12 protein-coding genes are annotated in these 15477 nt (G+C 58.6%); 5 read left to right on the forward strand and 7 right to left on the reverse strand.

Going from position 1 to position 15477, the window contains the following annotated elements:
• Positions 1 to 514: 514 nt before the first annotated feature.
• Positions 515 to 1366, forward strand: coding sequence for an EamA family transporter (locus ACZ6ZO_RS09790; RefSeq protein ID WP_465292273.1), 852 nt, complete (start codon positions 515 to 517; stop codon positions 1364 to 1366).
• Here ACZ6ZO_RS09790 and ACZ6ZO_RS09795 read toward each other — a convergent pair.
• The 5 genes from ACZ6ZO_RS09795 to ACZ6ZO_RS09815 form a co-directional block, all read right to left on the reverse strand.
• Positions 1269 to 1859 carry a hypothetical protein gene (locus tag ACZ6ZO_RS09795; RefSeq protein WP_465292275.1) on the reverse strand — a complete coding sequence of 197 codons (591 nt, stop codon included), beginning with the start codon at positions 1857 to 1859 and terminating at the stop codon, positions 1269 to 1271. The two genes, ACZ6ZO_RS09790 and ACZ6ZO_RS09795, sit on opposite strands and share 98 nt — an antisense overlap.
• Before the next feature lie 161 nt (positions 1860 to 2020).
• Positions 2021 to 5746: a multifunctional oxoglutarate decarboxylase/oxoglutarate dehydrogenase thiamine pyrophosphate-binding subunit/dihydrolipoyllysine-residue succinyltransferase subunit gene (locus ACZ6ZO_RS09800; RefSeq protein ID WP_182385842.1), complete on the reverse strand. Its 3726-nt coding sequence runs from the start codon at positions 5744 to 5746 to the stop codon at positions 2021 to 2023.
• 197 nt (positions 5747 to 5943) lie between these two features.
• Positions 5944 to 9690, reverse strand: coding sequence for an ABC transporter ATP-binding protein (locus ACZ6ZO_RS09805; RefSeq protein ID WP_465292278.1), 3747 nt, complete (start codon positions 9688 to 9690; stop codon positions 5944 to 5946).
• Positions 9691 to 9693: 3 nt separating this feature from the next.
• Positions 9694 to 10476, reverse strand: a complete 783-nt coding sequence (locus tag ACZ6ZO_RS09810; RefSeq protein ID WP_182385843.1) for a hypothetical protein — start codon at positions 10474 to 10476, stop codon at positions 9694 to 9696.
• 56 nt (positions 10477 to 10532) lie between these two features.
• Positions 10533 to 11345 (reverse strand): shikimate 5-dehydrogenase, encoded by an 813-nt coding sequence (locus tag ACZ6ZO_RS09815; RefSeq protein WP_465292280.1) that lies wholly within the window; start codon positions 11343 to 11345, stop codon positions 10533 to 10535.
• A 43-nt stretch (positions 11346 to 11388) separates the two neighbouring features.
• Here ACZ6ZO_RS09815 and ACZ6ZO_RS09820 point away from each other — a divergent pair, with 43 nt between their 5' ends.
• From ACZ6ZO_RS09820 to ACZ6ZO_RS09830, 3 genes are all read left to right on the forward strand, one after another.
• Complete coding sequence (locus ACZ6ZO_RS09820; protein WP_208767707.1) at positions 11389 to 12111, forward strand: (2Fe-2S)-binding protein; 723 nt, start codon at positions 11389 to 11391, stop codon at positions 12109 to 12111.
• Between the two features lie 86 nt (positions 12112 to 12197).
• On the forward strand, positions 12198 to 12983 hold the full coding sequence (locus ACZ6ZO_RS09825) for a hypothetical protein (protein WP_465292283.1): 786 nt from the start codon (positions 12198 to 12200) through the stop codon (positions 12981 to 12983).
• Positions 12984 to 13019: 36 nt separating this feature from the next.
• Positions 13020 to 13298 carry a putative quinol monooxygenase gene (locus ACZ6ZO_RS09830; protein ID WP_232843268.1) on the forward strand — a complete coding sequence of 93 codons (279 nt, stop codon included), beginning with the start codon at positions 13020 to 13022 and terminating at the stop codon, positions 13296 to 13298.
• Here ACZ6ZO_RS09830 and ACZ6ZO_RS09835 read toward each other — a convergent pair.
• A complete protein-coding gene (locus ACZ6ZO_RS09835; protein ID WP_465292285.1) occupies positions 13295 to 13792 on the reverse strand; it encodes a hypothetical protein in 498 nt (165 codons plus the stop codon). The genes ACZ6ZO_RS09830 and ACZ6ZO_RS09835 overlap by 4 nt on opposite strands.
• Positions 13793 to 13880: 88 nt before the next feature.
• Here ACZ6ZO_RS09835 and ACZ6ZO_RS09840 point away from each other — a divergent pair, with 88 nt between their 5' ends.
• A complete protein-coding gene (locus tag ACZ6ZO_RS09840; RefSeq protein WP_182385848.1) occupies positions 13881 to 15098 on the forward strand; it encodes an MFS transporter in 1218 nt (405 codons plus the stop codon).
• Positions 15099 to 15117: 19 nt separating this feature from the next.
• Here ACZ6ZO_RS09840 and ACZ6ZO_RS09845 read toward each other — a convergent pair.
• A partial coding sequence (locus ACZ6ZO_RS09845; RefSeq protein ID WP_465292288.1) for a hypothetical protein occupies positions 15118 to 15477 on the reverse strand: 360 nt, incomplete at its 5' end.

The following is a 15477-nucleotide window of genomic DNA, read 5'->3' on the forward strand; positions in this document are numbered from 1 at the left end:
TCGCAATCCAGGATGGGAACAATGGGTGCTGTAGAAAACAATACGATAAAGCGAAGAGGCCCCAGCATAGAGAAGCTGTGCGAACAAAAAAGAGGCGGTGAACTGCCCGATATTCGGGATATGCTCCATTAGATTGAAAACACCTGACAGCAGCACTGCACTGCCTATGAGAGCGAAGCCAACAGTGATTCGCGTTGGGACTTTCAAGAAAGCCGGCATGCTGCTTGGGAATGCGAGGACAGCACAAATGAACACAGTCGTGCTGCCAAACCTGGTTAGTGCAGAGAAGATCGAGCCGGGGTTAATGATGTCAGCGACAGACACCAGAATTAAATAAACTACCCATCCGCCTGCGCAAAAAAGCATAGCCCGGCCTTGATCCAGACAGTCGTAGGCGGTGCCTAGACTACGCTCATTCACTTTTTCTCCACTTACATTTCCGGGGATATTACCGTCGCAGAATCTTACCAGCTTTAAGAACCTTCTATCATCACACACCGCTATTGTTAGCTAGGTGAGAACTGTTCCAATCATCCTGACGCTCGTCTCCGGGGTCTCGCTTTACTGTGGCGCCGCGGTGGCAGTCAGTCTGTTTGCGCAAGCTAACCCGCTGTTCGTGGCATGGCTGCGCGTAACGACGGCCACTGTGCTGTTGCTCATTGCGGTTCGGCCATCGTGGGCGTCGTTTAGCGGTGCAGCTGGCGGAGCTGCGGCCCTTTATGGCCTGGCTACGATCGGGATGAACATGTCGTTTTACGGGGCCATTGCTGAGTTGCCACTGGGCACAGCGGTGGCGATTGAATTCTTTGGACCTGTGGTTGTGGCCGCACTTGGAACGCGTGGTTGGAGAGACTGGGGCGCTTTGCTTCTCGCGGGAAGTGGCGTGATACTGCTGTCGGGCGTGCAATGGTCGGGCAGTGCGCGCGGGGTAGCGTTCGCTTTGCTCTCGGCGCTGCTGTGGGCGCTGTACATAGTGCTGGGACATCGAGTGTCCCTGGATAAACCGGTGCAGGGCCTCACTGTGGGCTTCGTCTATGGTTCACTGCTGACCCTGCCCGTGGCGCTGATGATGGCGCCGCATCAGGTGGCAGCTGGCTGGCCCCAGTTCATAGGACTTGCCTTCGTTCTGGGGATTTTGTCTGCGCTCATTCCATACACCCTAGATATGAGATCTCTTGCTCTCGCCGGATCGAGCTATTTTGCATTACTCACAGCGCTGCTTCCGCTTGTGGCTACCGTAGTTGGCTTCGTGGTACTACGCCAGCAGCTCAGCGCAGTCGAGATGATAGGGATTGTGATGATCGTCGTTGCAGTGTTTGTTCGAACGCGTAGCTCTGCATCTGTGCCCCAGCGCGAAAGCCGATGATTCCCAGGGAAACTTCAAAAAGAATGAACGGGATCACCGCATACTCAGTGGGGGAACCGATGAGAAGCCCCTCGGTGGCAATCCAGTAATAGCCTGTCCAGAAAATGCAGTCCAGCACAATTCCGACAGCAATCCAGTTTGGGAACAGCGGATGTCGGTAAAAACAGTACGCCAACGGTACCGCCGCGGCGATCATGAGGGCGTGTGATATGACTAAAGCGGTCAGTACCTGATCTATCTGCGGGAACACTGCCAGTTGCTCCCGTGCGCAGAGGAACTGCAGCGCCAAAGCTAAGAGAGCGATGACGATGCTCAGGTTCTTTGGCAAATTCAGTGACTTCGGAAGCGCGAAATTCAAGGCAATTACAGCCATCAGAATCATGAAAAACGCACCAAAACGCCCGATTCCTGAGAACACTGAGTCTATTGGCGTGAAGTCCGCAAGCCACACTAAGGGCATAAAGCTGAGCCATCCAAGTGCCGCTAACTGCATGGCATAGCCCTGATCTTGAACCTCGTGAGGTGTGCCGAGCGTATTGATCGTCTTACCAATTCTGCTATATAGGAATAATCTGAGATGCGGATAAGTGTAACAGAAAAACCGGCTATCCCGTGAGTTGGGATAACCGGTTTCACGCTCGTGCCACTAAGGCATTAGGCAAATGCTTCGTCGATAAGCGCAGCCTGCTCGAGCTGGTGCACCTTGTTGATGCCCGTCGAGGTGGAGGACTGTGCACGGCGAGATACGCGCTTCATCTTCGGTAGCTCAGGCAGCACCTCTGGCAGGTTCAGTGCGTAGAACGGCCATGGGCCTTGGTTGGCTGGCTCGTCCTGGCAGAAGCGAACCTCTTCCAGGTTGGTGAACATCTCGAAGATTTCACGGAGACGGTTGTGGGGGATTGGGTGCAGCTGCTCAAGGCGAACAATCGCGACATCCTCGCGGCCGTCCTTCTTGCGACGCTTCTCCAAGTCGTAGTACAGCTTGCCGGACACCAACAGCACCGTCTTGATCTTGGACGGATCGCCGACGACATTGCCGAAAGCGTCCTGGATGCGTGGGTCGTTGATGACGGAGCGGAACTTCTTCACCTTGGTGAACTCCTCAATTGAGGAGGTTGCAGCCTTCATACGCAGCATCGACTTCGGGGTGAACACGACCAGTGGGCGCTTCAGCTCGCCGAGGGCGTGACGACGCAGCAGGTGGAAGTAGTTCGCTGGGGAGGTAGGCTGAGCCACCGTCATGGAACCCTCAGCACACAGCTGCAGGTAACGCTCGATGCGAGCGGAGGAGTGGTCTGGGCCCTGGCCCTCGTAGCCGTGTGGCAGCAGCAGGATCACACCAGACTCCTGGCCCCACTTAGCCTCACCGGAAGAGATGTACTCGTCGATGATGGTCTGGGCGCCGTTAGCGAAGTCACCGAACTGTGCTTCCCAGGCGACAACAGCGTCCGGGTTACCCACAGAGTAGCCGTACTCGAAGCCCATGGCTGCGTACTCCGTCAGTGCCGAGTTGTAGATCATGAACTTACCGCCGTTGCCCTTGGCCTGGGCCAGCTCGTGAACTGGGTTGTACTCAGCAGCGGTCTCTGGATCGATCATCACCGCGTGACGCTGGGTGAAGGTACCACGACGGACATCCTCACCCGCGAGGCGAACAACCTTACCGGCGTTAGCGAGAGAGGAGAAAGCGATGAGCTCAGCCCAACCCCAGTCGATGCCACCCTCGACGGCAGCCTTGGCACGCTTCTCCGCGATCGGAGCGACACGCGTGTGGGCCTTAAAACCTTCGGGGATGTTGTGCCATGCGCCACCGATTTCAGCCAGGTCAGCTTCGGTGATAGCGGTCTCCAGGCCGTGAGGCAGTTTCTGGGAACCGGTGATGCCCTCTTGCTGGCGCAGCGGATCCTTCTCGGCAGACTTGACTTCGTTGAAGACGGATTCCATCTGGTCGTGGAAGTCACGAGCAACTGCCTCCGCCTCGGCGTCGGAGAGATCACCGCGGCCCAGGAGGTTGTCTGCGTACTGTGCGCGCACGCCTGGCTTATCGTCGATGACGTCGTACATCTTTGGCTGGGTCATCGATGGGTCATCGGCCTCATTGTGGCCACGACGGCGGTAGCAGATGAGGTCGATGAAGACGTCCTTACCAAAGCGACGACGGTACTCGGTGGCCAGCTGGCCCACCCAGACAACAGCCTCTGGGTCATCGCCGTTGACGTGGAACACAGGGCAACCGAAAGCCTTGGCGTAGTCAGTGGCGTAGTGGCTAGAACGGCCGGAATCAGGGGTAGTGGTGAAGCCAATCTGGTTGTTCACCACAATGTGGATGGTGCCACCGACGTTGTAGCCACGCAGCTGGGACAGGTTGATGGTCTCTGGGACGATGCCCAGGCCAGCGAAAGCAGCGTCACCGTGCAGCAGAATTGGGACAACAGTGTAGCCGTCTGGGCCCTTGTCCAGGATGTCCTGCTTCGCACGTGCGATACCTTCCATCACTGGGTTGACAGCTTCCAGGTGAGATGGGTTCGCAGTCAGGGTGACCTTGATTTCGCCATCGCCGAACATCTGGATATGCTTGCCCTCAGCACCCAGGTGGTACTTCACGTCACCGGAAGCACCAGCGGTGTCGATGGACATATTGCCCTCGAACTCGTTGAAAATCTGGCCGAAAGGCTTGCCCACAATGTTGGCGAGCACATTCAGGCGGCCGCGGTGTGGCATACCGATGACGACCTCGTCCAGGCCCTGGCCAGCAGCGGTGTCAATGGCAGCATCCATCAGCGGGATGAGAGACTCTGCGCCTTCCAAGGAGAAGCGCTTCTGGCCGACGAACTTGGTCTGCAGGAAGTTCTCAAATGCCTCTGCAGCGTTGAGCTTCTGCAGGATGTACTTCTGCTCCGCGCGGGTTGGCTTTGGCATACCAGCCTCGAGGCGGTCCTGCAGCCAGGTGCGCTCGTCGCGGTCGAAGATGTGGGTGTACTCGGAACCAACCTTCAAGGTGTAGGCGGCGCGCAGCGTCTTCAGGACTTCACGCAGCGTCATGGTCTCACGGCCGGCGAAGCCACCGACATGGAACGTGCGGTCCAAATCCCAAAGGGTCAGACCATGCGAAGCGATATCCAGATCCCGCAGGTCCGGAACCGGCATGCCCTCCTGCTTGTACTGCAGTGGGTTGGTGTCTGCGATCAGGTGTGCACGAGAGCGGTACGCCTCGATGAGCTGCATCACGCGGGTGTTCTTGTCCACACCCGTGTTTGGCACGTCCTGGGCCCAACGGATTGGGGTGTATGGGACATGCATCGTGTCGAACACGTGATCCCAAAACACGTCGTCGATAAGCAGCTGCGACATGGTACGCAGGAACTCGCCGGACTCCGCGCCCTGAATGACGCGGTGGTCGTAGGTGGAGGTGATGGTCACCAGCTTGCCGACGCCCAGCTCAGCCAGACGATCCTCAGAAGCGCCCTGGAACTCGGCTGGGTAATCCATGGAGCCGACGCCCACGATGAGGCCCTGGCCCTTGGTCAAACGTGGCACAGAGTGGCGGGTACCGATGCCACCTGGGTTGGTCAGGGACACCGTGATGCCCTGGTAATCATCCATGGTCAGCTTGTTCTCGCGACCACGCTTGACGATGTCCTCGTAAGCATCGATGAACTCGGAAAAGCTCATCTTTTCACATTCCTTGATAGCTGCTACCACGAGGGCGCGGGAGCCATCCTTTTGTGGAAGGTCGATAGCGAGGCCAAGGTTAATATGCTCATTGCGGATGAGGGTTGGCTTGCCGTCGACGACATCATACGAGTTGTTCATGTCTGGGTGAGCCATGATGGCCTTCACCAGGGCGTAGCCGATGATGTGGGTGAAGGAGATCTTGCCACCCTTAGTACGCTTCAGGTGGTCATTGACCATCGCGCGATTTTCAAACATGAGGCGGGCAGGCATATCGCGCACGGATGTTGCGGTTGGAATCTCCAACGAAATATCCATGTTCTTTGCAATTGCCTTGTAAATACCCTTCAGCGGAGCCTTTTCAGCGGCAGGAAGTTCGCCAGCGCGCCCCATTGGGGACTTTGCCTTCTTCGCCTCTTCGGCCTTGCGCAGTGCAGCCGCAGACGAGTTGGATGCGGGGCCGGAGCTGGTTGGCTTCTTCGTCGCAGCGGCTGGCTTCGAGGCAGCTGGCTGTGGTGCAGCTGGGGCCGATGCGGTCTCCGGGGTTGGCTTCGATGCCTGTGCTGGTTTTTCGGGGGTAGCGGGGGCGCCTTGCTTCTCAAAAAGTTCGCGCCACTCAGGATCTACCGATTGCGGATCCTTTTGGTATTGCTGGAACATGTCGTCAACTAGCCACTGGTTCTGGCCGAAGTTACTAGCGCTGCTCACGGCAGGGTCTCGCCTCATTTCCGTTGTAAAAGATTACGTCAGATTCAACTGTAGTAGTTCACTACAGGCTAACGTGTTTTAGCCCATAAAGTCACGCAGTTAAGCGGGGTTTTATCTAGTAACAGAACTCTACCCCTATTGGGGTGTTTTTAGGGGGAAGGGGCACGCTTATCGACGGCCCGTTCCCCACTCGCTGGTTAGGGCTGCGCGTGCCACATCGTGGCATACGCGCCTTTGGTAGCGAGTAGCTCGTCATGGGTGCCATCTTCGGTTACTTGACCGGCGGATACGACGAGGATGCGATCTGCTCGGGCGGCGGTGGCGAGCCTATGCGCCACAATTATTGATGTTCGGGTTGAGGTGACGCGGTCTGAAGCGTTGAGGATCGTGGCTTCGGTTGCGGGGTCGAGGGTTGCGGTGGCTTCGTCGAGCAGCATGATCGCTGGTTGGCACATTTCTGCCCGCGCTAGGGCGATCAATTGACGTTGCCCGGAGGACAGTCCCCGACCTCGTTCGCCGACGGGATGGTTGAAACCACCGGGAATTGCTGCGATCGCGGTGAGTGCGCCGACGCGTCGCGCGGCAGCGGTGATCTCTGCTTCGTTCGCCGTGGGACGCCCGTAGGCGATGTTGTCGGCTACGGTGCCACTGAACAGATGCGACTCCTGGGGGACGAGCCCGATGGTACGACGCCAATCATGCAGTGGGAAGTGCTGGATATCTGTGCCGGACGCAGTTACTGTTCCAGCGACCGGGTCGTAGAAGCGGGCGAGCAGTTTGACCAAGGTGGACTTCCCGGAGCCGGTTGCGCCCACGAGAGCCACCGTGGAGCCCGGTTCGATGCTGAGGGACAAGTGTTCGGTAACCACAGGAAGATCGGGACCGTATCCAAAGGAAACATCGGCCATGGCCAGCGTGCCTCGGGCGGCGGTGTCGGCGCCGGGCGCGGTTCCGTTATCGGCGACAGTCGGCGCGGTGGCGAGCAGTTCCGAGATTCGGGTTAGCCCCACGGCTGCCTGCTGGTAGCCGTCGAAAAGCTGCGAAAGCTGTTGGACGGGGCCAAAAAGGAGACCCATGTACATCACGAATGCAACGAGCACGCCGGCGGAAATGTCGCCCTGGAGGACGTGGTGGGCTCCGAAACCGAGGACAGCGGCGGCTGCGAGTTCGTTGAGGGCGCCGATGCCGGGGAAGTAGAGGGCGACCGCGGTTTGCGAAGCGATTCGGGTACGACGGTACGTGTCGGCCGCATCCTCGAACTCGCGGAGCGAGTGTGCTTCCATGCCATGCATTTGGGAAATCCGTAGCCCGGAGATGTTTTCGTGGAACATGGCGTTGACCGTGCTGATTTCCTCGCGGGCTTGGGCGTAGAGGCGTGCGGAGATTCTACGGAAGAAGTGGGTGGCCACGATCAGGATAGGTAGCGACGCGAGCGCGACGAGCGCGAGGCGGGTGTCGGTGGCCAGTAGCATTCCGGAAATTCCCAGCAGGGTAGCGAGCGACACAATTGCTTGTGCCACCCCGGTTTGCAGGAACGAGGAGAGCGCGTCGATGTCAGTAGTCATGCGCGTCATGATGCGACCGGACATGGTGCGTTCGAAGTAGTCGAGGCTGAGCCTCATTAGGTGTGCGTAGGTGCGTAGCCGCAGGCCGAACAGGAGCCGTTCGCCGGTGCGGGCAGTGAGCACTGTTTGAACCATGGCGGTGATCCAGCTGATGAGCACAATGACGGCACCAACTCCGGCGATGAGCCACAGAGCAGAGGCATCCTGCGCTAAGACTCCACGATCGATGGCGAAGCGGACGAGAGTCGGGAACGCAAGGTCTGCGGCGACACCGATAAGCAGGCAGCCAATCACCGCGACGATGAGCCACCGAACCTGCCGAAATAATGGCAGCAGCCGGAAGGGCTCCCGGGTAGTGCGGGCCTGCCGGGTATCTAGTCGCGGGCTTTCCGACGCCGGCGGCAGCTTTTCCACCTGCTCTAACAGCTCCGGGGTAGCTGGGATCGCCGCAGCCATTCCCATGCCTCCACGGCCACCGCCCCGACCCATAGGGCCGGCGACCACCCCGGCGGCTTCTTGTGTAGTGACAGCGGTGATTCCTTGTGGGTTCGGTTCTTGGCAGGGCCAGAGCTTGTCCCACTCGGGTTCGGCGCATCCTTGCTCATCAAAGGGCAAGTGTTCGCCGGTGTCCTCCCGGAAGTTCAGGTCCATCAGGCGGGCGAAGCGCGCGTTGCCACGCATCGTCGACAGCGGGCCTATCGCAGTGACCTGGCCCCGCTCGATGAGTGCGATTCGGTCTGCTAAGTCAAGTGTGGATTGGCGGTGGGCGACGGCAATGATGGTGACGTCGTGGAAGTCGCGTCGGAGCGTCGCATAAATGCGGGCCTCGGTGGTGGCGTCGATGGCTGAGGTGGCATCGTCGAGGATGAGGATCCTCGGGCGGGCCAGTAGCGCGCGGGCGAGGGCGATCCGCTGGCGCTGACCACCCGACAAAGTGAGCCCCCGCTCGCCGACGACCTGGTCGTAGCCATCTGCTAATTCAGTGATGAACTCATGTGCCTGGGCGGCGCGGGCCGCGTGCTCGATCTCCTCTTGCGTATAGGCCCCTCCCATGGTGAGGTTCATGCGAATGGTGTCGCTGTAGAGAAATGGCTCATCAAAAACCACGCAGATGCTGCGACGCAGCTCCGCGCGGTGCAGTTTAGCGAAATCAATTGCGTTATTGCTGCTCAGCAGGGATAACGAACCGCTATCGGGCTGGTAAAACGCGCCCATGAGCTGTACCGCCATGGTTTTTCCCGCGCCGGGAGGCCCGACGAGAGTGAGAGTTTCCCCGGGGCTGACGGTGAAACTCAGCTTATCTAGGATACGGCGGTCACCGTCACGGAAGATGACATCGTTTAGCGCTAGCCCCAGTGGACCGTCAGGAATGGGAGTGGGCGTAGTTGGGTCTTGGTGTTCTGGCTTGAGCTCGAGGACGTCGAAGACACGCGACACGGACGAACGGGACATATTGATCCGAAGCGCGAGCCCGGAGAGCATGCGGGACACGGCGGTGAGGGAGGAGAGATAGGCAGCGAAGGCAACAAACGTACCGATGGTAATGGCCCCAGAGAGCGCAAGCCAACCGCCAAGCGCAATATTTGCCACTAATGCGAGCTGGGGGAGTTGGTCCACCATTGGTTGGAAGCGTGCGGTGAGGCGAGCGCTACGCATCCGGTCCGCATACACTTTCCGGCCAGCTTTTTCGATGGCGTCGATTTCACGTTGCTCCTGCGCAAACGCCTTGACAACGCGAATACCGGTAACAGTTTCCTCCACGTGAGTGGCGAGGTCTGCTGCGGATTGTTGCGCTGCCCAGGTGGCCGCGAACATGGGTTTTCGGGAAGCAAGGGCGCCGAAGAAGATCAGCGGCAGTGAGGCTATCGCAACGAGTGCAAGCAAGGGGGACAGCACTAACATCACGACCACCGTGAATATCAGTTTCAACACATGGCCGACGCCGAGGGGGAACATCGCCACGAGGCCTTGGATCATGGTGATGTCCGAAATGGATCTGCTCACCACTTGTCCGACGCGGATGCGGTCTTGGCCGGGGCCATCGAGTTTTTGCAGCGCGTCGAGGATAGCGATACGCAGGCGGTGTTGCACGTTGATGGAAAGCAGGCCAGCGGTGTAGCGACGGCCGAACTGGGAGATGAATCTCCCGAGCGCAACGGCGACGAGCACGATGATGATGGTGAGCAGCGGAGAGAACTGGGGGACCAGCCGAGTGGCCCAGGCTCCGGTTGCCTCGCCGAGAGCGACATCGACCGCATCTTTGGTGAGTAGCGGGATGGTGAGCTCGAAGGAGACGACACCGACGGTGGCCAGCATGGCGAGCAGCGTGGCCAACGGGGATGAGACGACGACGCCCCACAGTTTCTTGGTGCTATTCAACGGTTATTTCTTCTTAGTCAGCTTCCAAAGGCCGCGCTGCTTCTTCGGCTCCTTCTGTGGCAGGGGCTGGAGGAAATCCCCTGGGATAGGGCCCATGGATTCGCGAGTATTTTTAATGACCTGGTCCGCGAGCTTGCGGTTCGCCACGGTACCGACAACCAGCCCGACTCCCAGTGGTAGCAGCTTACCGATCCACATGTTCCGGATACGCTTGGTGAGCCGGGCACGGGCCATTTTCATCAATTGGGCATTGATAGTGCTGAGTCCTGGGATGGTGGCCCGGTTGATTCGGGCAGCTACGTTGGCGTCTTTTCCTGTGCCGATGTCGCCGAGCAGCGTATCAACCAGCGCGGTACCAGGAGCGCCCAGTATCACCACCAGGATGAGCGCGCGGCGGCGTTCTGGATCGCGGATATCCACACCGCGCAGGTGGGCGGAGGCCGCGGTGTACAGGGCTGCTGCGTCGAGGAAAACGAGGGATTCAGCGCCGACAGCTGCTGCACCGGTGACGAAACCGACACCTGGTAGCGCGGAAGCAAGTCCCGCGGCACCGCCAGAGCCGGTGGCGAGACGCTTAAAGTGCTTGTCTAGTTCCAGCTGGATCTGCGCCGGGGTGGCGTCAGGATTGTTGCCACGGACCCAGCGGACATAGCCTTCCACGGCGCTGGTCTGGATGCGGACTGCGTGATCGAGGCCGTCGATAAGCATGCGCCCGCTGATACCGGCGTTTTCCTTGAGGGTGGCTGCGTCGGAGCTCAGGGCGTCGGTGATCACTGGGTTGGTCATTTGTTTTCTGCCTTTCGTTGTGGAATTCCTGGCTGGTGGCCAGGATCAGTCCAACATCAATTCTGCTGCGAATATTCCTCAGCGGCCATGATTTGTTCATCGGTGGGGCGGATACCGGTGTAAAGAATGAATTGTTCGGTGGCTTGGAGAGCCACCACTTCGCCGCCGTTGATAGTTGGTTTGCCTAGCCGAGTAGCGGCCTTGATGAGTGGTGTTTCCACTGGATATGCCACGACATCGAAGACGATGGTGGCCCGAGAGATCTGCTCGTCGGTGAAGGCTTGTTCGCCTTCGGCATCCCCGTACATTCCCAGTGGGGTGACGTTAACTAACAATTCGGCATCTTCTGGGACAAAAGTGGAAAACTCCCACCCGTAGCGCGCTGCAAGGGCGTTGCCGGTGGCCTGATTGCGGGCAACGACAGTGCCGGTCATGCCGTAGTCGGCCAGTGCTGCGACTACCGCGTTGGCCATGCCACCTGATCCGCGCACCGCGACGTGGAGTTCTCGTGGCACTTGGTGAGATTGGAGCAGGTGCGCTACCGCGATGTAGTCGGTGTTGTAGCCCTTGAGGTGGCCATCGGTGTTGACGATAGTGTTGACGGATTGGATGCGTGCGGCGCTGGGGTCGAGCTCGTCGATCAGTGGGATCACGTCAGCCTTGTAGGGCATGGATACGCCCGCACCACGGATAGCCAGGCCACGTATTCCTGCAACAGCTGCCACGATGTCAGTGGGGGCCACTGCTTTATACAGGTAGTTCAGCCCTAATTCGGCGTAGAGCCAATTGTGGAACCGTACCCCGTGATTGGAGGGGCGCGCAGCTAAAGAAATACACAAAGTGGTGTCTCGGTCGACGAAATTAACCATAATGACAAGGGTAATGCGTTTTTCGATGCTGAGGAGAAACATCGTGTCATTGCCTTGGGGGTCCTTGGTGGCTGAAAGTCCCCGGTTTGAGCAGTTTGTGTCTGGCGGGGCGGTGGTTTCCGGTACCGACTGGATCGCGGACTCTGTTGCTGCGGGCGCGGAGCAGTTCCAGTTGCCTCCTAAGCAGTTGGCGCAGTTGTGGTGGTACAGCTTCGGCGGTGGTGTGGTTGCACCGTCGGTGCATCTGATGGTGGGGTTCGATGCGGTTCCTTCGCTGTCATTCGATGCGGGGGAACTGCGTTGTTCTGGGTTTTGGACGGGCTTTTCCACGTCTGTGTCTGCGCCGTCTGTGGCGGAGGCCGGGGCCTGCCTTGCTGAGTCGACTGCACCGCTTATCGACGTCTTGTGCAGTGAGTTCTCATTGCGGCCGGCGCCGTTAGTGTCTTTGATGGTGGATGCATTGCGGCAGTCCGCGTTGGAGGCGGGGAACGAGCATTTCTCTCCGGCATTGGGGGTGTCGGTCGCTCGGGACTTGGTGGCGGGGTTCGCTGGGCCTGCGGGATCGTATTTCGGTGTGCTGGATGGTGAGGTGGTGTCCCTCGCAGATGCGGAAGCAACAGATGATATGTTTGTTTTCGCGCCCCGCCAGTCGTGCTGCATGGTGTACCGTTCACCGGGGTCGGGACTGTGCACGTCGTGTCCGAAACGCCCTGCTGAGAAGCGGGTGCAGGATATGATTGCGCTGGCTGATTCGTTTGCGTGGTGATTTTCACGGCGCGGTGGGGAAGTTCCGACTAGGCTGAGACGAGTCGGAGTCTCTCCTGTAGTTTTCCGGAAGGAACGTGTCACGTTATGAGCTTTTTCGAAGACATTGCCGCCGCACTTGATGCGGAAGGTATCGAATCTAGGGTTAACGACGACACCATGTTCGTACCGATCACGTCGGAACTGGAAATCCAGTTCGTCGAGATCGACCCGATCCTGCCCGCTGCCAATGTCTATGTTGCGGCAGCTGACGTCACGGAGGATGACGAGGATTTCGAGGCGGTCCTGGTGTCGGTGGTGTTCTCTGTGGAGGATGCGCTGACTACGGTTGGACGCCACGTGGCCACCGACCAGGTTGTGACCTTGCTGTCTGACTTGTTGCTCGGCACCGATGAACGTATTGCAGACCTGGAGTTCTACCAGTCGACCGATGATCCGAATCTGGTGATCGCCGATGTTGCTGAGACTTCTGAGCTGCGCGTCCTGGTTGATGTCCACGAAGACGTGCCGACGGCGTTTGTTGCTTTCGTTTCGGTGGATGCGGGCTATGAGGACCTCGTTGATGAGGCGATCGCGGAAGTATGGGACGCGGAGGATGCCGAGGAACTGAGCGACGAAGACCGTGCGCGCCTGTTCGAAAACATCCAAGAGGATGTGGCAAGCCAGGTGAGTGAGATCCTTGATTTGGGAAGCTTCACGGACTTTGACCGGCTTTTCGATGTCCTCTCGCTTGCCGCAGACCAAGCAGAAGATTGGGAATCCCAGCTCACACCGTTTGACGACGACGAATTTGATGGGCCGGAAGTCTATGACATCTTCACCGAAGAGCTTGATGAGGAATTGGACGACGACCTGGAAGACTACGAGGACTAGCTCCTGGAACCCTATCCCGTTCTGGAGGAAGCGATCGTGACGATTCGACTCACCGGTATGCTGCGATGCGCAACGAAGGAGGATGCGCAGCTGGTGAGTAACTATCTGCCCGCGCATGTGGCCTTGACCCGTGCCGAGCCGGGGTGCCTGATGTTTGAGGTGACTCCCACCGAAGATCCGCTGGTGTGGCAGGTTCGGGAAGAATTCACAGACAGGGACGCATTCGAGCTGCATCAGAGGCGTGTTCAGGCTAGCGCCTGGGGGAAGGCAACCAGCCACATTGCGCGTGACTACCACGTGACAGACCTTCCCTAGGCAGCCGATGTTGCGGGGTTGAACAGTGACGCGGGGGATTCAATGGGCTGGAAGTGTTGGTCGACTACCCAGCAGTAGGTGGGAGCGCCTGCGCCAGCCATGCGGTGAACGGTGTATTGACCAGCGTCGGGTAGGAGTGCGCGGATCCAACTTTCCGCTTCGGTGTGGCACAGTTGGCGCCCGTCGGAGGCGGTGAGTCGAACCGTTATCAGGTAGGCTGCGGTGCGGGTCTCGCCGTAGCCCCGGATTCTGGCGCGGGCGAGTTGTCCGACGCGGCGCCGTGAAATGGTGAAATTGATTGAAGACAATCCGAATTCCGGACTCATCCGGATGGTCGGGGGACGCCAGGTAGGGGTTTCACGTGCGAGCGAGCGGGGGTGAGACATGGTCATGGCTACCGTGTCGAGAGCACGCTGACTGTGCTGTCGGATGTGGGCAACTGCGTCTGGAGTGGACAAGGGAAACGTACTGGTTGTGTGCTGTGCTTTGATCATGACCTCACCATAAAACTAAGTTCAGACACAATTATTAAAAACTAGCACACATGTTCGAATGTGAAACGGTGGTAGCCTGTTAAGTGCCATGCCAACAAAAACCAAAATTCCCTACGAAATCTGGGTTCTCGTTGCCGGCGCGTTCATCATTGCCCTTGGATTTGGCATTATCGCGCCGATTCTGCCGCAGTTTGCGCGCAGCTTCGATGTGAGCGTTGCTGCAGCTAGTGCGGTGATTTCCGTGTTTGCCCTGTCACGGTTGCTCTTCGCGCCTTTTTCGGGAATGGCCGTCGATAAGCTTGGCTCGCGTCGGGTGTACATGCTCGGATTGGTGATCGTCGCGGCGACCACTGGAAGCATCGCTTTCGCGCAGGAATTTTGGCATATTTTGGCGCTGCGGCTAATCGGGGGCGTGGGGTCGACGATGTTTACGGTCTCAGCAATGGGCTTCATTGTGCAGCACTCTCCGCCGCAGATTCGGGGTAGGGCGTCGTCAGCCTATGCGAGCGCCTTCCTGATCGGCAATGTGCTCGGCCCGGTGTTGGGCGCGCTGGTGGAGCCCCTCGGTATGCGGGTGCCATTCCTGATTTATGGCGGGGCGTTGTTGCTGGTGACAGTGTTGGTTGGCTTCCTGCTGCGCCCGAAACCGGAGCAAGAGCAGGTCAAGGTGGCGTTGCCCGCGGTGCTGGTCAGCGAGGTCATTCACCATCCGTCTTATCAATCTGCATTGCTGTCCGGCTTTGTGAACGGCTGGGTGAACTTCGGCGTCCGTGTCGCCATTTTGCCACTCTTCGCAGCATCGGTGTTTCATAAAGGCGGTGCCATTGCAGGCCTCGCCATGGCTGCTTTTGCTCTGGGCAGTGCTATCGCCATCCAGTTTTCTGGCAGGCTTGCCGACGCCCGTGGCCGCAAACCCATGATCGTCACCGGGCTGTTGCTCAACCTGCTCTTCACAGGCATCCTAGGCTTCGCCTCGACCCCGTTAGCGGTCATCGCGTTCAGTCTTCTCGCTGGCATCGGTGGCGGTCTGCTTAACCCGGCGCAGCAAGCTACGCTCGCAGATCTCATCGGCAATGACCGTTCTGGTGGCAAAGTTCTCGCCAACTTCCAAATGGCACAAGACCTTGGCGCCATCATGGGTCCCATCCTGGTCGGTGCCCTCGCCGACGCCTACGGCTACAACACCGCGTTCCTTTCTTGCTCCGCAGTCGCGATGGTTGCTGCGCTCATGTGGATGTTCCACGGCAAAGAAACCCTGGTTCAGCGCAAACCGCAAAAGATAACGACCACACAAAAGCAGGCTTAATGACGGCGGTGAGTTGGATCTAGATCACTCCGAGTTCACGTTTGGGATAAATGCTCCCCCTGCCATATGGCCACGACTCAATGATTTGCTGCTGTTCAGGTGGAAGCTGTTCGGAATAATGAACAACCAAGGCTCTAGTACGGTCCACCGAAATTGAAGAATCTTTAGGGAGGGCGCCCACTCGTGCGATGAAGTCTGCAAACTCGTCGAGGGTCGGGTTGGGTGCTTCAGCGGGAGAGCTGTAGCTTGCTTTCGAATCGGCGCACCCTTGGAAACTAACGAAGTGAGCTGTCATGATTCTTGTTGACGGTGAAACCCTCAACGACAAGGATGTGTGATTATGCCGAAGGCTTATCCAAAAGAATTTCAACAGCAGTGC

The sequence above is a fragment of the Corynebacterium sp. NPDC104732 genome (assembly GCF_055583565.1).